Consider the following 20,669-nt stretch of genomic DNA (forward strand, 5'->3'; position numbering starts at 1 on the left):
GTTCCCACCCCAGTTGGCGTTTCCCCACGCTAGGGGCCGACCGTGGGTCGGTCCTTTGCTTCAGGCCACGATCAACCCGAACGCAGCCAACGCCGCGGCCGCCTGCCGCTGCGAAATCACAGCCTTCTTGAAATGCCTGGCATCCATCACGTTCAACCCGCTGATGTCGGTGCCCCGCAGATCCGCGCCCTCGAACCGGGTCAGACGGGTGTGCGCATTGCGCAGGCTGCCGCCGTCGAATACGGCATCGCGGAAGTCGCAGCCGGACAGCTCGGCGTCGGAAAAATCCATGCCCTGCAGGGTAGCCTTGCGGAACGACAGCCCGCGCAGGTCCGCACTCACCAGCAGGCAGTCGCGGAACTCCAGCGCCCAGCCGGTCACCTCCTGCAGGTGCGCCCCGGTCAACTTGCAATCCTCGAAGCGGACCGACGACAGCGTGGCACGGCGCCAGTGACTGTTGTTCAGATCGCAGTGCGAGAACACCGCATCGCCGAGCAGGGCCGAGCTGAAATCGCACTGGCCACCCCGGCATTTGTCCCATCGGCTTTCCTCCAGCGAGGCGGCCAGCCATGACGTACCGGCCACCGAGCAGCGGATGAACTGGAAGCCGTCCATGTCCAGTCGAGAGAAGTCGGCGTTGTCGAAGCTGCAGTCCTCGAACACGGCCGCGCGCGGATGCGCGGCGACGATGGCCTGCATGCGGGCGCGGGAAAGGGTTTCATCGCGGAACGTGGCGGTACTCATGGCGCCCATTCTGGGCGAAGCGCGCGCCCATCGGCAGACTTGAAGGTGCGCGGCGGGTGTGTACAGCCTCGTTCAATCGTACGTCCAGAACGCCGGTTGGATGCCCTTGCGCCAATACGATTCGCCGGCAAGGAAGAACTTCTGCGCCTCGGCCTTGGCAAACCATCCTGCGGCTGCTTCCTCATCGCGCGGCACCCCGGGCGGCGCGCGGCCCAGCATCAGGCCGGTGAAGTACTGGCCGAACACGTTGCCCTGCAGGGCTGCCTTGCGGTACCACTGCAGCGCCACTGCAGGATCGCGCTCGATGCCCAGGCCCATGCCCCTCTCGTAGAGCGCGCCCAGGTCCACCTCGGCCTCCGCATCGCCGCGCGCCGCGCGCCGCTGGATGTCGACCACCAGCGGGTGCAGTGCGCCGGCCTGGGGTGCAATCGCGGCGGGCAGACCTGAACTGCTCGTCGAATACCGCTGGTACACCGTGGCGCGCAGGTCCCAGCGCAGCGCTGCGGCCGCGTGGCCACGTTCGCGTTCGAACTTGGCAAGCGACAGCATTGCGCCCGGACTGCCGTGGTTGGCTGCCGCGAGGTACCAGCGCTCGGCCTTGCGCGGCGACGCGCGCAGCACCGGGGGCGGCGTGTCTTCAGGGCGACGGCCGGTGTACATCTCACCGCTGGCCCAGATCCGCCCGAGTGCTTCTTCGGCAATGGTATTGCGGAACGTCCAGGGCGTGGCGGCCGCAGCCCGCTCATACCAGTCCAGCGCCCGGCGGTCGTTCCAGCGTTCATACAGTTCAGCCAGTTCCAGCATGCCCTCGATGTCGCCGCGCTCGGCGGCGGTGAGCCACTTCACCTCGGTATCGCTGGTGGGGCGGTTGGGGGCGGTGGTGCAGCCGGCCAGCGCCAGCAGCGCCAGTGCGGAAAGCGACAGGCAGAAACGAAGGGGATTCATCCGTGAGTTCCAGAGGGCAGGTGTGGATTATCCGGCACGGAGCATGTCGCGGACTGAATCGGTTGCGCCCGCAACAGTTGCACCGCAGCCAGAACGGCGGTACGGTCGGTTCATGTCCACGCTCCTGGCCACCGCCGTCACCACCAACAACCGCAATAATCTGCGCGCGAACAATCGTGCGCGGCCAATGCGGGACTGCGACCAGGGCTAGAACAAGCTACATACGCCCGGACCCCAGAAAACCCGCATCGGCCGATGCGGGTTTTTTGTTTTCTGGCCGGTCGAATGCAGGCATTACGTGTATTCCCCCATCATCAGGAGCTGTTCCCATGTGTTCGATTTTCGGAATGTTCGGCCTGCAGGCCGGCGATGACCTCACCGCGCTGCGCCGCCACGCGCTGGACCTGTCGCAGCGCCAGCGCCATCGCGGCCCGGACTGGAGCGGCGTGTACGTCGATGACGGCGCCATCCTGGTCCATGAGCGGCTGGCCATCGTCGACCCGGCCGGCGGCTCGCAGCCGCTGCTGTCCGAGGACGGCAGCCTGGCCCTGGCGGTCAACGGCGAGATCTACAACCACCGCGAACTCAAGGCCGAACTGACCCAGCCGTACGCCTTCCAGACCGGTTCGGACTGCGAGGTGATCAACGCGCTGTACCAGCAGGACACCCCGGCGTCGTACCTGAACCGCCTCAACGGCATTTTCGCGTTCGCGCTGTGGGACCGTACCCGCAAGCGCGTGCTGATCGCGCGCGATCCGATCGGAGTGGTCCCGCTGTACTGGGGCCATGACAAGGACGGCCGCCTGCTGGTGGCCTCCGAGCTGAAATCGCTGGTGGATACCTGCGCCGACGCCGCGCAGTTCCCGCCCGGCCACTGGTATGACAGCGCCACCGACACGCTCACCCGCTACTACGAGCGCCCGTGGCGCGACTACGACGCAGTGGAAGGGGTCGAGGCCGACCGCGTCGCGCTGCGGGAAGCGTTCGAACGCGCCGTGCACCGGCAGCTCATGACCGACGTTCCCTATGGCGTGCTGCTTTCCGGTGGGCTCGACTCGTCGCTGGTCGCCGCCGTTGCCGCACGCTATGCCCGCCATCGCATCGAGGACGGCGACCAGAGCGAGGCCTGGTGGCCGCGCCTGCATTCATTCGCGATCGGCCTGAAGGGATCGCCCGACCTGGCCGCTGCCGCCATCGCCGCCGAAGCACTGGGCACCGTCCACCACGGTTTCGAGTACACATTCGAAGAAGGGCTGGATGCACTGCCCGACGTGATCCGCCACGTCGAAACCTACGACGTCACCACCATCCGCGCCTCCACCCCGATGTTCCTGCTGGCGCGGCGGATCAAGGCGATGGGAGTGAAGATGGTGCTCTCCGGCGAGGGCAGCGACGAGATCTTCGGCGGCTACCTGTACTTCCACAAAGCCCCGAACGCACGCGAATTCCATGAAGAACTGGTGCGCAAGCTGGATGCGCTGAACAACTACGATTGCCTGCGCGCCAACAAGTCGATGATGGCCTGGGGCGTGGAGCCGCGCGTACCGTTCCTGGACCGTGAGTTCCTCGACGTGGCAATGCGCATCGATGCGAAACACAAGATGGTCGGGCAGGGTGCCGGTGGCGCGCGCCGGATCGAAAAGGCGGTGCTGCGCGAGGCGTTCGAAGGCTACCTGCCGGAGTCGATCCTGTGGCGGCAGAAAGAGCAGTTCAGCGATGGCGTGGGCTACGGCTGGATCGATGGGCTCAAGGCGCACGCCGAAGCCCAGATCAGCGACCGGGTGATGGCCGCGGCCGACAAGCGTTTCGTGCACAACCCGCCGCAGACCAAGGAGGCCTACTACTACCGTCATGTGTTCGAGCAGTACTTCCCTTCCCAGGCCGCAGCCGAAACCGTGCCCGGCGGCAAGTCGATCGCCTGTTCATCGCCTGCCGCGATCGCCTGGGACGCCAGTTTCGCCAGCATGGCCGACCCCTCCGGCCGCGCCGTCGCCGGTGTGCATGAGCAGGCCTTGGCGTAGCCAAGGCGGGTAGCGCCGACCGTTGGTCGGCCCTCATGAACGCTGCAGGCGCTACGTGGGCCGATCCCTGCCGCTATCATTCCCTTTCCAACATTGGGGAATGTTCATGGATGTACAGACCGGAGGCAGCGTGCCGCGGATGAAGTGGGGTTGGCACTACCTGGCCTGGGCCGGGATTCCGCTGGTCATCGGCCTGGCGCTGGCGCGTTACGCCGGCCCCGAGCTGCCGGCCGTGGCCGCCAAGGTCGAACCGGTGGTGGGCAGCGACTGGGCCCACCATCTGGCCTCTCCATTGGGGCTGTTCCTGCTGCAACTGCTGGTGCTGCTGGTGGTCGCCAAGGGCGCGGGCGCGCTGTTGAAGCGTCTGGGCCAGCCGGCGGTGATCGGCGAAATGGCCGCCGGCCTGATGATGGGCCCGCTGGTGCTCGGCAGCCTGCTGCCGGGCCTGCACGGCGCCCTGTTCCCGGCCAGCTCGCTCGGCCCGCTGGGCATGCTCAGCCAGCTGGGCGTGCTGATGTTCCTGCTGGTGGCCGGCGCCGAGCTCGACCTGGGTGGGCTGCGCGGCCGCCGCCGTTTCGCCTTCACCGTCAGCCACGCCGGCATTGCCGTGCCATTCGTGCTGGGTGTGCTGCTGGCGATCTGGCTGTATCCCGAACACGGTCCCAAGGGGGTGGGCTTCACCGCCTTCGCATTGTTCGTGGGTATTTCGCTGAGCATCACCGCGTTCCCGGTGCTGCTGCGGATCCTCGCGGACCGTGGCATCACCCAGACCCCGCTGGGACAGACCGCGATTGCCTGCGCAGCGCTCGGCGATGCCACCGCATGGTGCCTGCTGGCCTTGATCGTGGCGGCCGCCCAGGCGACCGGCTGGGTGCCGGCCAGCCTCAGCCTGCTGTGCGTGGTGGTGTTCATCGCGCTGATGCTGGGCGTGGTCAAACCGTGGTTCTCGCGGCAGGTCGTCAAACCCGGCAGTGAAGGCCGCTGGCTGCTGGGCATGCTGCTGCTGTCGCTGGGCAGTGCACTGGTGACCGAAGTGCTGGGCATCCATGCGCTGTTCGGCGCATTCGCCGCCGGCGTGGCCGTCTCGTCGAATGCGCAGCTGCGCGGGTTGCTGATCGCCCGGGTCGAGCCGTTCGCGGTGACCCTGCTGCTGCCGTTGTTCTTCGCCATGACCGGCCTGCGCATGCGCGCCGACGCGCTGCAGGGCAGCGACCTGCTGCTGTGCGCGGTGGTGATCGCGGTGGCCACGCTGGGCAAGCTGTTCGGCACCTGGAGCGCCGCGCGCAGCGCAGGCATGGGCAATCACGAGGCCTGGAAGCTGGGCGCGTTGATGAACACGCGCGGTTTGATGGAGCTGATCGTGCTCAACCTGGGGTACGAACTGGGCTTCCTCGGCGACCGCCTGTTCGCGGTGCTGGTGATCATGGCGCTGGTGACCACCGCCATGACCGGCCCGTTGCTGGGCTGGATGGAGCGCTGGAAGGTTCGCGCGTAATCCCGGTTCGATGATCGCGAGCGGCCGCGGACTGATAGTCCGCTCTACCGTCCGCGCTGGGGCTCCAGCACCAGCGTGTAACGGGCCTTGCCCGGCAGGAACGGCGTCGGCCGGCCGTGCACCCAATCCTCGTGACCCGCGCCCCAGAACGGCGACAGCGGGTGGCCGCTCTGGCCGCCCGGCATGTGGATGATGCCGTCGGCTTCATGTCCGGGCGATACCACCATGCGTTGTGACGCGCCAAACGACGGGCCCTGCACGCGCGGCAGGTTGCTGTCACCGGGCAGCGGATCGGCCGGCATGCACAGCCACGGCCGTGCGAAGGCGGGCAGGGCGCGGTTGATCGGATGGCAGATGGCCGCTGTGTTGCGCTCACCCCAGGTGCGCCCGGCCAGGTCCGGTCCCGTTTCCGCCAGCTCGGCTTCCGTCTGCCGCGCCGCATCGGCCAGCAGCGCGTTCCAGTCCGGGTACGGTGCCGGCAGGAGATGCGCGGGCTGCTCGGTCACCAGCGGCCACAGCACGCCCTCGATCTGCGTCAGCTTCGGCTCCAGGTAGTTGTCGCCCAAGGATTCTTTCGCCGGCGCAAGCAGCGCCGCAGTGACGATGTCCTGCACCTTGCTGCGGAAACCGCGTGTGATCCGGTAGCTCACCGCATCGGCCGAAGCATGGCCTTCCCACTGCCGGCTCGCCGCCTCCAGGCGCTTGAGGGCCGGGTCATCGCTGTACTCAACAACCCGCCGAAGCAGCGGCCACCAGCGTTCCAGGAACACCGCGCGGTCGTCCAGCTGGATCGCCAGCAGGTCGCGCTCGTTGAAACGCTGCCTGGCGTTCAGGTCGTCGCGGATCTGCCGGCCCCGCGCGCCCAGGTCGTAGCCGGCATTGCCGGCCACCGCCAGGTCGGCGCCATCCAGCACCCGGCCGTTGGCCGTCCACAACCGTTGGGTGGACGGATCCATCAGGGACGGCGACTGGTCGCTGCGGATCGCCCACGGTGCGCAACGGGCCGGTGCGGCAGTGGCGAAGCCGTTGGGCGGGCAGTCTGCCGCGCGATCCGGGCGCGCGCCGATCAACCGCCAGGCAATGCGCCCGTGGGCATCGGCCAGCAGCAGGTTCTGGGTGGGAATGCCGGCGCGGTCGGCGATCTTCAGCGCATCGTCGAGGTCACCGGCCCGCGCCATGTCGGCGAACGCCATGCTGACGGCGCCCGGCAGCTGTGCGGTCCAGCGCAGCGCTTCGCCGCTGCCATCGGCGCGCTCGTGCAGGATCGGGCCCCATGCGGTTTCGCGCACGCGCAGGGTTACCGTGGCCCCACCAGCCACGCGGATGCGCTCTTCGTGCACCTGGACGCCGCCGGCGCCCGCGGGTACGGGCACGAAGTCGGCATTGTCGATGTAGCTGTTGGTGAAACCCCAGGCCACATGGCCGTTGCTGCCGACCACGATCGCCGGCAACCCGGGAAGTGAGAAACCGCTGACGTCCACGCGGCCGCCGGGTGCGGCCGGATCGGGATAGCGCAGCCGTACCCGGAACCACAGGTTCGGCGCGCGCAGGCCCAGGTGCATGTCGTCGGCGAGGATCGCGCGGCCATCGGCGGTCAATGCGCCCGCCACCGCGAAGTTGTTGCTGCCATGCACGTCCTGGTCGGTGCCTTCGGCAGTGCGATCATCTGCGGCAGGTAACGACCGTTGGTCGTTACGCAATTGAAATGCATCGGACGGTGGCAGCACCGCATTCCCACGCGCCTGTCCAAACAACGGCGCATCCCATTCGCTGCCGTCGTGGCTCAGCAGCGCATACAGCGCCGGCGGCGCTACCTCGCGGATCCGGCGCATGGCCAGCTCGTTCTGGTTGGCGGGGTCCTGCAGGTCCGCGTACATGGCCAGCCCGGTCAACACCGAATCGGTGGCGGTCCAAGCGGTCGGGTGCTGGCGCAGCAGCAGGTACGGCCAGGGGCGCACGCGCAGGCTGCCCAAGCCACGGTTGACGCCTTCCACGTAGGCCTGCACCACCTGCGGGCGCTCGCCCAGCGCCTGCGCAAGGTGCGCATCGGTGCGCGCACGCAGGCGATGCACCCGCATGCGCTGGTCGGTGGGCACGGCGGCGGACCCGAACAGCTCGGACAGCTCGCCGGCCGCTGCGCGGCGCATCAGGTCCATCTCGAAGTAGCGCTCCTGCGCATGCACCAGACCCAGTGCCCGCATCGCATCGGCTTCGCTGCCGGCCTCGATGGTGACCACGCCCAGCGCATCGCGGCTGACGGTGACCTTGGCCTGCAATCCGGTCACGGGATGTTCGCCCTCCAGAGCCGGCAGGCTGCCGCGCAACAGGAGCCAGGCCACGCCGATCACGACGACCCCGACCCCGACCAGCACCCCGAACGCCCACGCACCCCGTTTCAGCCAACGACGCATCCCACGCTCCCCGAAGAAGGTCATGCAGGCCGACCCCGCCTGCGCCTGCGCATGCAACTGATTCCGATTAGATCACGGCGATCCGGGATAGGGCACCATGGCCCCATCGATTCACAGGAGCTCCCCCATGAAAGGCCATCCCGACGTCATTGAATGCCTGAAGGAACTGCTGCGCGGCGAACTTGCCGCGCGCGACCAGTACTTCATCCACTCGCGCCGCTACGAGGACCAGGGTCTGTTCGCGCTTTACGAGCGCCTCAACCACGAGATGGAGGAGGAGACCCAGCATGCCGACGCCCTGCTGCGCCGGATCCTGTTCCTCGGCGGCAACCCGGACATGCGCCCGCACGGCTTCGAGCCGGGCGTGACCGTGGAGGAAATGCTGCAGAAGGACCTGGATACCGAATACAGCGTGCGCAACAACCTGGCCGCCGGCATGAAGCTGTGCGAACAGCACCAGGATTACGTGAGCCGCGACATGCTGCTGGTTCAGCTCAAGGACACCGAAGAAGACCACGCCTGGTGGCTGGAACAGCAGCTGGGCCTGATCAAGCGCATCGGCCTGGCCCTGTACCAGACCAGCAAGATGGACGCGAAGGGCACCGCCGCGCATTGATGCGCCGTGTGCCGACCAACGGTCGGCACCTATCGTGATGCGCCTCGTGCCGACCAACGGTCGGCACCTACCGGTAGCGCCCGACCGTTGGTCGGGCGGAATCAACTGCCAGCCAGCCAGAAGCCAGCCAGCGACGGATACAAAAAAACCGGGGAAATCCCCGGTTTTTTTGTGGTCGATCACTCCACCGACAACCCTTCCACCTTCTGCCACCCACGCGGCAGCAGGTGCCCGCGGCTGGCGCGGCTGCCGAGATAGGCCTCCAGGTCCTTGTACGACAGGTTCATCGTGCGCTGCCCACTGCGCACCAGCAGGGTGTTGCCCGGGCCCACCGCCACCACCGCGACCACGCGCTCGGTGGCCAGCTTGGCCTTCGGGATTTCGATGATCTTGTTGCCCTTGCCCTTGTCCAGTTCCGGCAGGTCGCTGGCCGGGATGGCCAGCAGGTTGCCCGAGCTGGTCACCGCCACGATGCGGTTGGTGTCCGGGTTGGCCACCACGGCCGGGGTCAGCACCTTCGAACCGGAGGTCAGGTTGAGCATTGCCTTGCCGGCCTTGTTGCGGCCGGTCAGGTTCTCGAAGCGGGTCACGAAGCCGTAGCCATGCGTGGACGCCAGCACGAAACGGGTGGCGTTCTCGCCGCTGGCCAGGGTCATGAAGGCACTGCCCGGGGCCGGCGAGAAGCGGCCGGTGAGCGGCTCGCCATTGCCGCGTGCCGAGGGCAGGGTGTGCACCAGGGTGGAGTAGGCGCGGCCTTCGCTGTCCAGGAATGCCACCTGCTGGGTGCTGCGCGCCCGTACCGCACCCAGCAGTGCATCGCCGTCGCGGTAGGACAGGGTGGACGGGTCCACGTCGTGGCCCTTGGCCGCGCGGATCCAGCCCTTTTCGGACAGCACCACGGTCATCGGCTCGCTCGGCACCAGCTCGGTTTCGTCGATTGCCTGGGCGGCGCCACGCTGCACCAGGGGGGAGCGACGCGCATCGCCGAACTTCTTCGCATCGGCTACCAGCTCGTCGCGGATCAGCTTGCGCAGCTTGGCCTTGCTGTCCAGGATCGACTGGATCTTGTCGCGCTCCTTGGCCAGCTCGTCCTGCTCCCCGCGGATCTTCATTTCCTCCAGGCGGGCCAGCTGCTTGAGCTTGGTTTCCAGGATGTACTCGGCCTGGTCCTCGCTCAATGCGAAGCGCGCGATCAGCGCCTGCCTGGGCTCGTCCTCGGTGCGGATGATGTGGATCACTTCATCCAGGTTGAGGAACGCCACCAGCAGGCCTTCCAACAGGTGCAGGCGACGTTCGACCTTTTCCAGGCGATGCGTGAGGCGGCGGGTCACGGTGGTGCCGCGGAACTGCAGCCATTCGCTGAGCAGCATCTTCAGGTTCTTCACCTGCGGACGCCCGTCCAGCCCGATCACGTTGAGGTTGACCCGGTAGCTGCGCTCCAGGTCGGTGGTGGCGAACAGGTGGCCCATCAGCTGTTCGGCATCGACGCGGTTGGAACGCGGCACCAGTACCACCCGCACCGGGTTGGCATGGTCGGATTCGTCGCGGATGTCTTCCAGCCACGGCAGCTTCTTGGCGCGCATCTGCGCGGCGATCTGCTCGATCACCTTCGACGGCGAGACCTGGAACGGCAGCGCGTTGATGACGATGTTGGTGCCGTCCTTGAAGTACGTCGAGCGCGCGCGGACGCTGCCGTTGCCGGTTTCGTACAGGGTGCGCAGGTCGGCGGTCGGGGTGATGATTTCCGCCGCGCTCGGGTAGTCCGGCCCCTTCACGTGCTCGAGCAGGTCGCCGATGCTGGCCTCGGGATCATCCAGCAGGTGCAGCAGCGCACTGACGATCTCGTTGAGGTTGTGCGGCGGCACATCGGTGGCCATGCCCACGGCGATGCCGGTGGTGCCGTTGAGCAGCAGGTGCGGCAGGCGCGCCGGCATCCAGGTCGGCTCTTCCAGGGTGCCATCGAAGTTGGGGGTCCAGTCGGTGGTGCCCTGGTTGATTTCGCCCAGCAGCACTTCGGCGATCGGGGTCAGCTTGGATTCGGTGTAGCGCATCGCCGCGAACGACTTCGGGTCGTCGGTGGAGCCGAAGTTGCCCTGGCCTTCGATCAGCGGGTAGCGGTACGAGAACGGCTGGGCCATCAGCACCAGCGCTTCGTAGCAGGCGCTGTCGCCGTGCGGGTGGTATTTACCGATGACGTCGCCGACGGTACGCGCGGACTTCTTCGGCTTGGCGGCGGCGTTCAGCCCCAGCTCGCTCATCGCATAGATGATGCGGCGCTGCACGGGCTTGAGGCCGTCGCCGATGAACGGCAGCGCACGGTCGAGCACCACGTACATCGAGTAGTCCAGGTACGCCCGTTCAGCGTATTCACGCAGGGGCAGCTGTTCAAAGCCGTGGAAAGCGGGGCGGGCTAGATCGGTCATGCGGGATTGTTACCTGTGGCAAGGGACGGCGACGGCTGTCGCCCTCGCAGGCGGACGATTATCCGGATGCGGCGTGGGATGCCAAGCGACGTGAAGGAATCCGGTCTCCGGGCCGCTGTCCTGAATGGGGCAATACTGCATTTCCTTCCATGTTGAATATTTCCATTGAGAAATATATTTCCCGGAAGTAAAGTGCGTCCCCATGATGATCTGCCCCGAAACGACGCCGCCCAGCCTGGGCCTGCTGCTGCGCCAGGTCCGCGACGGCCTGATGCGCCAGCTGGACGTGTCCATGGCCGAGGAAAACCTCGACATCGGCTTCACCCACTACCTGGGTCTGAAGGTGCTGTCGTTCCGCGCGCCGTGTACCGCCAACGAACTGGCCCAGGCCCTGGACCAGGTGCCCAGCGCGGTCACGCGCCTGCTGGACAAGCTGGAGGCCTTGGGCTGCGTACGCCGTGAACCGCATGCGCAGGACCGTCGCGCGCTGCAGATCGTACTGACCGAGGAGGGCCGCCAGCTGTGGGCCCGCCTCAAGCAACGCGGTGACGCGGTGATGGACGACGCCATGCGCGACCTGTCCGCCGACGAGCGCGCCCTGCTGCTTTCCCTGTTGACCCGTGTCCGTGACTCTCTCATTTCGCCATGACTTCCAAACCTGATCGCACCACATCGATGCGCCCGCTGCGGCCGGTGCTGCTGTCCGTGCTGGCGCTGGCGCTGGCTGCCTGTGCCAGCACCGGTGGCCTGCAACCGCACGGCCAGCTGCTCGACGCCGACAGCCTGCAGACCCAGCGCACCCTGGCCGGCCCCACCCTGAGCCCGTCGGCATTCCCGGCCACCGACTGGTGGCGGGCGCTGAACGACCCGCAGCTGGACGCGCTGATCGCCGAAGGCCTGCAGCGCAACCCGGGCCTGGAGGCGGCCGATGCGCGCCTGCGCCAGGCGCGTGCCCAGATCGGCACCGCACGCGCCGACCGCCTGCCCAGCGTGTCCGCCTCCGGCGGCTACACCGGCGTGCGCCTGCCTGAATCGATGGTCGGTGAAGAGCTTGGCGGCAGCTATGCCGGTAGCGGCCAGGCCTACCTCAGCGTCAGCTACGGGGTGGACCTGTGGGGCGGCAAGCGGGCTGCGTGGGAAGCGGCGGTGGACAGCGGCCATGCCGCTGCCGTCGACGCACAAGCCGCGCGCCTGAACCTGTCGGCCGCCATCGCCGAAGCCTATGCACAGCTCGGCTATGCCTGGCAGCTGCACGATGTGGCCAGCGAAGAGCTGGACCGCTCGCAGAAGACGCTCACGCTGACCCGCCAGCGTCGCGCGGCGGGCATCGACAGCGACCTGCAGACCCGCCAGGCCGAAGCCCGCATTCCGGCCGCGCAGCAGCAACTGCAGGCCGCGCAGCAACAGATCGACGAGGCCCGTACCGCGTTGGCCGCGCTGGTCGGGCAGGGCCCGGACCGTGGCCTGCAGATTGAACGCCCGCAGCCGCTCAACCCGCTCGCGCTGCAGCTGCCGGGCGTCCTGCCCAGCGAACTGCTGGGCCGTCGCCCGGACATCGTGGCCGCGCGCTGGCGGGTGGAAGCGGCCGGCCGCGAGATCGACGCGGCCAAGGCGAAGTTCTATCCCAGCCTCAACCTCACCGCGCTCGGCGGCGTGGTCGCCAGCGAGGTGGACCAGCTGCTCAAGAGCGGCTCGACCTTCGCCTTCATCGGCCCGGCGCTGAGCCTGCCGATTTTCGACGGTGGCCGCCTGCGTGCCAACCTGGACAAGACAGACGCGCAGTACGACCTGGCCGTGGCCGACTACAACCAGTCGGTGGTCAACGCACTGCGCGAGGTGGCCGACCAGGTCAACGCGGTGCGCTCGCTGGCCGATCAGGCTGCCGCGCAGGCGCGGGCGGTGAGCACCGCGCGCGCCGCCCATGACCTGGCGCAGCAGCGCTACACGGCCGGCATCGGCAGCTACCTCGACGTGCTCAGCGTGGAGGCGCAGCTGCTGCAGTCACAGCAGCAGCTGGCCTCGCTGCAGTCGCGCCAGATCCTTGTTTCGGTTCGGCTGAGCCAGGCGCTGGGCGGTGGCTTCACCCCGTCCGCTGAGACCGCCACGCTCGCCACCTCCCCCGAATCCACGCATTCCTGAGATACCTTCCATGAGCCAGACTTCCGCTCCCGCTGCCGCGCCGGCAGCCCCCTCCCGCCGCGGCAAGCTGCTGCGTGGCCTGTTGGTCATCGTGGTGCTGCTGCTTGCCGCCGCAGCGCTGTGGTACTTCATGTTCGGCCGCTGGTTCGAGGAAACCGACGACGCCTACGTGCAGGGCAACCAGGTCCAGATCACGCCGCTGGTGACCGGTACCGTGGTGGCGATCAACGCCGATGACGGCATGCGCGTCGAGCGCGGCCAGCTGCTGGTGCAGCTGGACCCGGCCGACACCGAAGTGGCGCTGCAGCAGGCCCGCGCCAACCTGGCCCGCACCGTGCGCCAGACGCGCGGCCTGTACCGCAGCGTGGAAGGTGCGCAGGCCGAACTGAGCGCCCGCCAGGTCACCCTCAACCGTGTCCGCGAAGACTTCGCGCGCCGCAAGGGCCTGGCCGCCACGGGTGCGATTTCCGACGAAGAGCTGGCGCACGCGCGCAATGAACTGGCCGCCGCCGAAGCGGCCGTAGCCGGCTCACGCGAAACCTTCGAGCGCAGCAATGCGCTGGTCGACGACACCGTGATCGCCACCCAGCCGGACGTGGAAGCCGCTGCCGCGCAGCTGCGCCAGGCCTACCTCAACAATGCGCGCGCCGGCATCGTCGCGCCGGTCAGCGGGTACGTGGCCCGTCGCTCGGTGCAGGTGGGCCAGCGCGTGCAGCCAGGCACCGCACTGATGGCGGTGGTGCCGACCGAACAGATGTGGGTGGAGGCCAACTTCAAGGAAACCCAGCTGCGTCACATGCGCCTGGGCCAGGAAGTGGAACTGCGTTCGGACCTGTACGGCGGCGATGTGAAGTACAAGGGCCGCATCGACAGCCTGGGCCTGGGCACCGGTTCGGCCTTCTCGCTGCTGCCGGCGCAGAATGCCAGTGGCAACTGGATCAAGATCGTGCAGCGCGTTCCCGTGCGCATCGCCATTGATGCCAAGCAGCTGGCCGACAATCCGCTGCGCATCGGCCTGTCGATGAAGGCGGAAGTGAGCCTGCGCGACCAGAAGGGGACCGTGCTGCCGACCACCGCGGCCAAGGGCCAGGTGTTCGACACCGATGTGTACGCCAAGCAGCTGCACAGTGCCGACGATATGATCCACGAGATCATCCAGGGCAACCTGCCGCGCCAGTCCAAGGCAAGCTGAGGTAGCCATGTCCGCACAAGCTCCCGCCGCGCCCGGACATCCGGGCGCGCCGTCGGCGCCAGGTGCGACCGGCGCGTTCCGGCCGGCCAATGTCGCGCTGTGTACTGCAGGCCTGGCCATGGCCTCGTTCATGCAGGTGCTCGACACCACCATCGCCAACGTTTCGCTGCCGACCATCGCCGGCAACCTCGGCGCCAGTTCGCAGCAGGCGACCTGGGTCATCACCTCGTTCGCCGTCAGCACCGCGATTGCGCTGCCACTGACGGGTTGGCTGAGCCGCCGATTCGGTGAGACCAAGCTGTTCATCTGGGCCACGCTGTCGTTCGTGATGGCCTCGCTGCTGTGCGGCCTGGCGCAGAGCATGGGCATGCTGGTGGTGTCGCGTGCGCTGCAGGGGTTCGTAGCCGGTCCGATGTACCCGATCACGCAGTCGTTGCTGGTCTCGATCTACCCCCGCGAGAAACGCGGGCAGGCGCTGGCGCTGCTGGCGATGATCACGGTGGTGGCGCCGATCTGCGGCCCGATCCTGGGTGGCTGGATCACCGACAACTACAGCTGGGAATGGATCTTCCTGATCAACGTGCCATTGGGCATCTTCGCTGCGCTGGTGGTAGGCAACCAGTTGAAGGGGCGACCGGAGCAGATCGAAAAGCCGAAGATGGACTACGTGGGCCTCATCACGCTGATCATCGGCGTGGGCGCGCTGCAGCTGGTGCTGGACCTCGGCAACGACGAAGACTGGTTCAGTTCGCCGACGATCGTGGTGCTGGCCTGCATTTCGGTGGTGGCGCTGGCGGTGTTCCTGATCTGGGAGCTGACCGACAAGGATCCGATCGTGGACCTGCGGCTGTTCCGCCACCGCAACTTCCGCGCCGGCACGCTGGCGATGGTGGTGGCGTACGCGGCGTTCTTCAGCGTGTCGCTGCTGATCCCGCAGTGGCTGCAGCGTGACATGGGCTACACGGCGATCTGGGCGGGCCTGGCGACGGCACCGATCGGCATCCTGCCGGTAATCATGACGCCGTTCGTGGGCAAGTACGCGTCGCGGTTCGACATGCGCTGGATCGCATCATTCGCGTTCGTGTTCCTGTCCTTTACCAGCTTCCTGCGTTCGGGCTTCAACCTGCAGGTGGACTTCGCGCACGTGGCGGGGGTGCAGCTGATCATGGGCATCGGCGTGGCATTGTTCTTCATGCCGGTGCTGCAGATCCTGCTCTCGGACCTGGACGGTCGCGAGATCGCGGCAGGTTCGGGCCTGGCCACCTTCCTGCGCACGCTGGGCGGCAGCTTCGCAGCATCGCTGACGACGTGGCTGTGGGCGCGCCGCACGCAGGAGCACCATGCGCACCTGACCGAGAGCATTTCCGGCTACACGCCGGGCATGCAGGAGAAGGTGGCGGCAATGGGGCAGGGCGACCTGCAACATGGCGCAGCGGCGTTGAACAACATCATCAACCACCAGGCATCGCAGATGGGCTTCAACGACATCTTCTTCCTGCTGGGCTGGATCTTCCTGGCCATCATCGCCTTCCTGTGGCTGGCCAAGCCGCCGTTCGGCGCCGGTGCCGGCGCGGCGTCCGCCGGCGGGCATTGATGTTCTGAGTGGCTGAAACGAGAAACCCCGCTGAAGGGCGGGGTTTTTTGTTGTGCTGCCAACAGCCAACAGCCAACAGCCAACAGCAGCGTTTCAATTCTTCCGTGCTGGGGCGGCCGTCGGGCAGCCCCGCTCCGGGACACGCCGCAAGTACGTCCCTGTAGGCTGCTAGAAAACATCCATGTTTTCTAGCGTCCCTCCGGGGGCTACCCGCCGGCCGCCCCCGATAGATGGTCGTGTGCGGATGCAACGAGCAGCCACGCAAGGCGTGGCTCTACGCGGCGGGTACGCGAATGGGATGGGCGGTAGCGTCGGTTCCCGAACGACGGCACGGAACGGCACCGCAGCCGGTAACGCATGAAAATGATCGACACCGGCCTTTGATCTTCCATGGCCACCAACACACCGGCGAGGGTCGGCGGGGGCGGGTTTGTGGGACCGTAGAAAACATGGATGTTTTCTACGAGCCCCCATGGATGGGTTCACGGCGTGTCCCGCAAACCCGCACCCGCCGGCCCAGCTCAGACCATGCGCAGGCCCAGCGGCTGTTCGCCAAAATGCATGAAGCCGGGCGCAGCCCGGCACGATGGAATCGCGTGCGGTAGAAACGAAAAAACCCGCTTTCGCGGGTTTGATCATTTACTGAGTCATGGTGCCCAGGAGAGGACTCGAACCTCCACGAAGTTGCCCCCGCTAGCACCTGAAGCTAGTGCGTCTACCAATTCCGCCACCTGGGCGACTCAGGAGGAGAATTTTGCGGGAGAACCGCGAATGTGTCAACAGGATGTCGAAGAAAATCTCTCGCGATCGATCCGTGCCGCGGAAACGAAAAAACCCGCTTGCGCGGGTTTGATCATTTACCGAGTCGTGGTGCCCAGAAGAGGACTCGAACCTCCACGAAGTTGCCCCCGCTAGCACCTGAAGCTAGTGCGTCTACCAATTCCGCCATCTGGGCGACTCAGGGGGCGAATTATGCGGAAGCATCCGGAGGCTGTCAATGCATGCCGAGGCGCCGATGGGCATACTCGGCCGACACCGACTGTCTGGAGTTTCCATGGCACCGCCGATCCTGCACGCTCACCCATTGTCGTCCTGTTGCCAGAAGGTGCTGATCGCTGCCCGCGTGCTTGGCGTGGCCCTGGACGAACGCATGGTCAACCTCGGCGATCCGGCAGACCGGGAGATGCTCAACGCCGTGTCCCCGGCCGGGAAGATGCCGGTGCTGGTCGACCGCGGCCGGGCCGTTGCCGAAACCAGCATCATCATCGAATACCTGCAGCAGCACCTGGCCACCGGCGCACGCCTGATTCCTGCCGATGCCGATGGCGCCCTCGCCGTGCGCTTCTGGGACAGGTTCTCCGACTTTTATGTGATGACCCCGATGCAGGCGCTGACCGCCGACCGGCTCAAGCCCGAAAGCGGGCGCAGCGAAGATGCAGCGCAGAGCGCCCGGTCACGGCTGCTCGAAAGCTACGCCGCCATGGACCGGCAACTGGAAGGCCGCACGTGGCTGCCCGGCGAGGGCTTCAGCATGGCCGATTGTGCGGCGGCGCCCGCGCTGTTCTATGCCGTGGCCTATCTGCCGATTCCTGGCAACGAGGTTCACCTGCTCGCCTACTTCGAACGCTTGATGGCGCATCGGGCCGTCGCCGCAGTGGTCGACGCGGCCCGGCCCTGGTTCAGGTACTTCCCGGGGCGGACAGGGCTGTCGGCCCGGTTCTACACGCCGGAGGCCTGAAACGAAAAAACCCGCTTTCGCGGGTTTGATCATTTTCCGAGTCATGGTGCCCAGGAGAGGACTCGAACCTCCACGAAGTTGCCCCCGCTAGCACCTGAAGCTAGTGCGTCTACCAATTCCGCCACCTGGGCGACTCAGCGGACGAATTCTGGGCAAGTCCGCAGGGCTTGTCAACGGTTTTGTTAAATTTCTTCACAATCCTGCATGGGCGGCGGCAATGACCCATTCTGCACACCGCCACGCGGTACCATGGGGGTCGATGAAATCAAAGAAACCGACCCGGGGCGCCAAAGCCCCCACGTCCCCGGCGCCCAAGCAGGCTGCCGGTCCGTCGGGCAAGTCCCGCGCTGCTGCCAAGTCCGGCAAGCTGCCGCCCTGGATGCCCGAGTCCATGAACAGCCCCGCGCCGCCCCGTGGCGGCAAGCGCTCCGGTCCGCGACCGGATGGCCCGCCGGTTCCCACCCGTCGCAACCCGCGCCCGAGCGCGCCGGTTGGCAGCGTGGATGATCCTTTTGCCGCGCGCGAAGCGGAACGCTACGCCCAGCCCATCGCCAGCCGCGAAGCCATCCTGCAGCTGCTGGACCGCTGCGATGGCCCGCAGACCGCCGAAGAAATCGGCATCCAGCTTGGCCTGACCGAACCCGACCGCGCCGATGCGCTGGGCAAGCGCCTGGGCGCGATGGTGCGCGATGGCCAGCTGGTGCAGAACCGCCGCGGCGGCTTCGCCCCGGTGCAGGCCACCAACCTGATCACCGGCGTGGTGATCGCCAACCCGGAAGGGTTCGGCTTCCTGCGCCCGGTCGATGGGGGCGACGACCTGTTCCTGGCGCCGTATGAAATGCGCAAGGTCATGCACGGCGACCGCGTGCTGGCCAACGTGACCGGCATCGACCGCCGCGGCCGCCGCGAAGGCAGCATCGCGCGGGTGCTCGAGCGCGGCATGACCCGCCTGATCGGCCGCTTCAGCGTCGAGTTCGGCATCAATTACGTCGTGCCCGACGACAAGCGCATCCAGCGCAACGTGCAGATTCCGCCCGACCAGACCGGCGATGCCCGTGATGGGCAGCTGGTGGTGTGTGAGCTGACCCAGGCCCCGGATACCCGGCGCCCGCCGATCGGCCGCATCATCGCCGTGCTGGGCGACAAGCTCACCGCCTCGCTGATCGTGGAAACCGCGATCCACGGCCATGAGCTGCCGTTCGAATTCCCGCAGGAAGTGCTGGACGAGGCCGCCTCGGTACCCATGCAGGTGGAGCCGGCGATGATCGGCGACCGCGTCGACCTGCGCAGCACGCCGCTGGTCACCATCGACGGCGAAGACGCCAAGGACTTCGACGACGCGGTCTACTGCGAACCCAACGCCGAAGGCTTCCGCCTGGTAGTGGCCATCGCCGACGTCTCCAACTACGTGCGTCCCGGCACACCGCTGGACGATGAAGCACAGAAGCGCGCCACCTCGGTGTACTTCCCCGGCTTCGTGGTGCCGATGCTGCCCGAGACGCTGTCCAACGGCATCTGTTCGCTGATGCCCAAGGTCGACCGCATGTGCTTTGTCTGCGACATGCAGGTGAACCGCGACGGCGAAGTGATCCACTCGCGCTTCTACGAAGCGGTGATGAACTCGCATGCGCGCCTGACCTACACCCAGGTCTGGCAGGCGGTGGGCGAGAACGACCCGGCCGCGCGCAACGCCATCGGCGCGCTGCTGCCGCAGGTCGAGCGCCTGCACCAGCTGTACAAGGTGCTGGCCAAGGCCCGCACCCGCCGTGGCGCGATCGAGTTCGAATCCTCCGAAGTGCGTTTCGTGCTCGACAACACCGGCGAAGTGACCCAAGCCGGCATGCTGGTGCGTAACGATGCGCACAAGCTGATCGAGGAATGCATGATCGCGGCCAACGTGCAGGCCGCACGTTATTTGCTGCACAAGCAGGTACCGGCGCCATTCCGCGACCACGCCAAGCCGCCGGAAGCCAAGTTCGAGGACCTGCTGGAGTTCCTCAAGGAATTCAAGCTGAGCCTGCCGCCGTGGTCCAAGGTGCAGCCCGGCGATTACACCAAGCTGCTCAAGAAGGTGCGCGAGCGCCCCGATTCAGCGCTGATCGAATCGGTGCTGCTGCGCAGCCAGAGCCTGGCGGTGTACTCGCCGGACAACCAGGGCCACTTCGGCCTGGCGCTGGATGCGTATGCGCACTTCACCTCGCCGATCCGCCGTTATCCGGACCTGCTGGTGCACCGCGCGATCAAGCATGCGCTGAGCGGCAAGCCGCTGGAGAAGTTCACCTATACCCAGCGCGAAATGGCCGCGCTGGCGCTGCAGTGTTCCGAACGCGAGCGCCGCGCCGACGAGGCCGAGCGCGAAGTCGATGAGCGCTACCGCGCGGCGTGGATGGAAAAGCACGTGGGCGGCCAGTTCGACGGCGTGATCAGCGGCGTGACCAGCTTTGGCCTGTTCGTGGAGCTGGATGAGTCCAAGGTCAACGGCCTGGTCCATGTCACCCAGCTGCCGCACGACTACTACCAGTTCGATGCAACCCGCAAGACGCTCAGCGGCGAACGCCGTGGCAGCAGTTACCGGCTGGGTGATCGCGTGCGGATCCTGGTGCTCAAGGCCAGCATGGAAGAACGCAAGATCGACTTCCGGCTGGTGGAAGAGAAGGGCGATGAAGAACCGGCATTGCCGCCACGCGGCCAGCCGGCGAAGCGGCAGAAACAGAAATATTGAGGCCCGCGGTGTACCGGCCAACGGTCGGTACCTGCCGTCGCGGGACGATGCCTTGGCAGGTGCCGACCGTTGGTCGGTACGGACGTGAGGAGTGAGCGATGAACCCGGTTCCCGAATTCTCCGGCGGTTGCCAATGCGGCGCGGTCCGCTTCCACGTCCGCGGCGCCCTGCCGGATCGTTCCATCTGCCACTGCCGGATGTGCCAGAAGGCCTTTGGGGCGTACTACGCCCCGCTGGTCTCGGTACGCGGGGCCGATTTCCAGTGGACCCGTGGCGAGCCGCGCCGGTTCCAGTCCTCCAATCACTTCCGTCGCGGCTTCTGCGCCGACTGTGGCACCCCGCTCACCTACGAAGGCGAAGACGGCATGGCCGTGGCGGCCGGTGCGTTCGACCAGCCTGAACGGCTGCCGCCGACCGTGCAGTACGGCACCGAGTCCAAGCTGCCGTTCGTGGACCAGCTTGGCGCGCTGGAGGTGATCCTGCAGGAAGACGACCCGGACGCCGAGCGCCTGCGCACGCTGGTTTCCCATCAGCACCCGGACCACGACACCGCCCGCTGGCCCCGTTGAGCGGCCGGGCAGGGCCGCGGCGCTACGGCAGCCGAACCGGCAATGCTCTACCATTACCAC

Annotated in this window: 14 protein-coding genes and 3 tRNA genes; 10 read left to right on the forward strand and 7 right to left on the reverse strand. The window is 67.0% G+C overall.

From position 1 onward, the window contains the following. Nucleotides 1–60: 60 nt before the first annotated feature. Nucleotides 61–744 carry a pentapeptide repeat-containing protein gene (locus ACGFZ3_RS02775; protein ID WP_392916082.1) on the reverse strand — a complete coding sequence of 228 codons (684 nt, stop codon included), beginning with the start codon at nucleotides 742–744 and terminating at the stop codon, nucleotides 61–63. Nucleotides 745–816: 72 nt separating this feature from the next. Continuing rightward, nucleotides 817–1,689, reverse strand: coding sequence for a tetratricopeptide repeat protein (locus ACGFZ3_RS02780; RefSeq protein WP_392916085.1), 873 nt, complete (start codon nucleotides 1,687–1,689; stop codon nucleotides 817–819). Nucleotides 1,690–2,018: 329 nt separating this feature from the next. On the opposite strand from ACGFZ3_RS02780, the gene asnB reads away from it, so the two are divergent. Both asnB and ACGFZ3_RS02790 read left to right on the forward strand, forming a co-directional pair. Continuing rightward, nucleotides 2,019–3,710 carry an asparagine synthase B gene (asnB, locus tag ACGFZ3_RS02785; protein ID WP_392916088.1) on the forward strand — a complete coding sequence of 564 codons (1,692 nt, stop codon included), beginning with the start codon at nucleotides 2,019–2,021 and terminating at the stop codon, nucleotides 3,708–3,710. Between the two features lie 100 nt (nucleotides 3,711–3,810). Further along, entirely contained in the window at nucleotides 3,811–5,205 is a 1,395-nt protein-coding gene (locus tag ACGFZ3_RS02790; RefSeq protein ID WP_392916091.1) for a cation:proton antiporter, read from the forward strand. A gap of 44 nt (nucleotides 5,206–5,249) precedes the next feature. Here the strand turns inward: ACGFZ3_RS02790 and ACGFZ3_RS02795 are convergent, their stop codons facing one another. Beyond that, complete coding sequence (locus tag ACGFZ3_RS02795) at nucleotides 5,250–7,616, reverse strand: penicillin acylase family protein (RefSeq protein WP_392916094.1); 2,367 nt, start codon at nucleotides 7,614–7,616, stop codon at nucleotides 5,250–5,252. 127 nt (nucleotides 7,617–7,743) lie between these two features. Between ACGFZ3_RS02795 and bfr the strand changes: the two genes are divergently transcribed. Then, on the forward strand, nucleotides 7,744–8,232 hold the full coding sequence (gene bfr, locus ACGFZ3_RS02800) for a bacterioferritin (protein WP_093533183.1): 489 nt from the start codon (nucleotides 7,744–7,746) through the stop codon (nucleotides 8,230–8,232). A gap of 179 nt (nucleotides 8,233–8,411) precedes the next feature. On the opposite strand, the gene parC is transcribed toward bfr, so the two are convergent. Then, the gene (parC, locus tag ACGFZ3_RS02805) at nucleotides 8,412–10,655 is read right to left on the reverse strand and encodes a DNA topoisomerase IV subunit A (protein WP_392916099.1); all 2,244 of its coding nucleotides are present in this window, start codon (nucleotides 10,653–10,655) and stop codon (nucleotides 8,412–8,414) included. 205 nt (nucleotides 10,656–10,860) lie between these two features. Here parC and ACGFZ3_RS02810 point away from each other — a divergent pair, with 205 nt between their 5' ends. From ACGFZ3_RS02810 to ACGFZ3_RS02825, 4 genes are read left to right on the forward strand one after another with little or no spacing between them, the layout of a single operon-like run. Further along, nucleotides 10,861–11,304 carry a MarR family winged helix-turn-helix transcriptional regulator gene (locus ACGFZ3_RS02810; RefSeq protein WP_392917558.1) on the forward strand — a complete coding sequence of 148 codons (444 nt, stop codon included), beginning with the start codon at nucleotides 10,861–10,863 and terminating at the stop codon, nucleotides 11,302–11,304. Beyond that, nucleotides 11,301–12,794, forward strand: a complete 1,494-nt coding sequence (locus ACGFZ3_RS02815; RefSeq protein ID WP_392916102.1) for an efflux transporter outer membrane subunit — start codon at nucleotides 11,301–11,303, stop codon at nucleotides 12,792–12,794. The genes ACGFZ3_RS02810 and ACGFZ3_RS02815 overlap by 4 nt, the downstream gene beginning before the upstream one ends. Before the next feature lie 10 nt (nucleotides 12,795–12,804). Further along, nucleotides 12,805–13,986, forward strand: a complete 1,182-nt coding sequence (gene emrA, locus ACGFZ3_RS02820) for a multidrug efflux MFS transporter periplasmic adaptor subunit EmrA (RefSeq protein ID WP_392916104.1) — start codon at nucleotides 12,805–12,807, stop codon at nucleotides 13,984–13,986. A 7-nt stretch (nucleotides 13,987–13,993) separates the two neighbouring features. Beyond that, nucleotides 13,994–15,580, forward strand: coding sequence for a DHA2 family efflux MFS transporter permease subunit (locus ACGFZ3_RS02825; RefSeq protein ID WP_392916107.1), 1,587 nt, complete (start codon nucleotides 13,994–13,996; stop codon nucleotides 15,578–15,580). Nucleotides 15,581–16,230: 650 nt separating this feature from the next. On the opposite strand, the gene ACGFZ3_RS02830 is transcribed toward ACGFZ3_RS02825, so the two are convergent. Then, nucleotides 16,231–16,317: transfer RNA gene (locus ACGFZ3_RS02830), tRNA-Leu, on the reverse strand. 131 nt (nucleotides 16,318–16,448) lie between these two features. Beyond that, nucleotides 16,449–16,535 (reverse strand) — tRNA-Leu (locus ACGFZ3_RS02835). Nucleotides 16,536–16,634: 99 nt separating this feature from the next. Between ACGFZ3_RS02835 and ACGFZ3_RS02840 the strand changes: the two genes are divergently transcribed. Next, complete coding sequence (locus tag ACGFZ3_RS02840) at nucleotides 16,635–17,318, forward strand: glutathione S-transferase family protein (protein ID WP_392916110.1); 684 nt, start codon at nucleotides 16,635–16,637, stop codon at nucleotides 17,316–17,318. A 44-nt stretch (nucleotides 17,319–17,362) separates the two neighbouring features. Here ACGFZ3_RS02840 and ACGFZ3_RS02845 read toward each other — a convergent pair. Continuing rightward, nucleotides 17,363–17,449, reverse strand: a tRNA-Leu gene (locus ACGFZ3_RS02845). A 128-nt stretch (nucleotides 17,450–17,577) separates the two neighbouring features. Between ACGFZ3_RS02845 and rnr the strand changes: the two genes are divergently transcribed. Continuing rightward, nucleotides 17,578–20,040, forward strand: coding sequence for a ribonuclease R (rnr, locus tag ACGFZ3_RS02850; protein ID WP_392916113.1), 2,463 nt, complete (start codon nucleotides 17,578–17,580; stop codon nucleotides 20,038–20,040). A gap of 98 nt (nucleotides 20,041–20,138) precedes the next feature. After that, the gene (locus tag ACGFZ3_RS02855) at nucleotides 20,139–20,609 is read left to right on the forward strand and encodes a GFA family protein (protein ID WP_392916116.1); all 471 of its coding nucleotides are present in this window, start codon (nucleotides 20,139–20,141) and stop codon (nucleotides 20,607–20,609) included. Nucleotides 20,610–20,669: the final 60 nt, after the last annotated feature.

The organism is Stenotrophomonas sp. NPDC047960, assembly GCF_043204395.1.
GTDB lineage: Bacteria > Pseudomonadota > Gammaproteobacteria > Xanthomonadales > Xanthomonadaceae > Stenotrophomonas.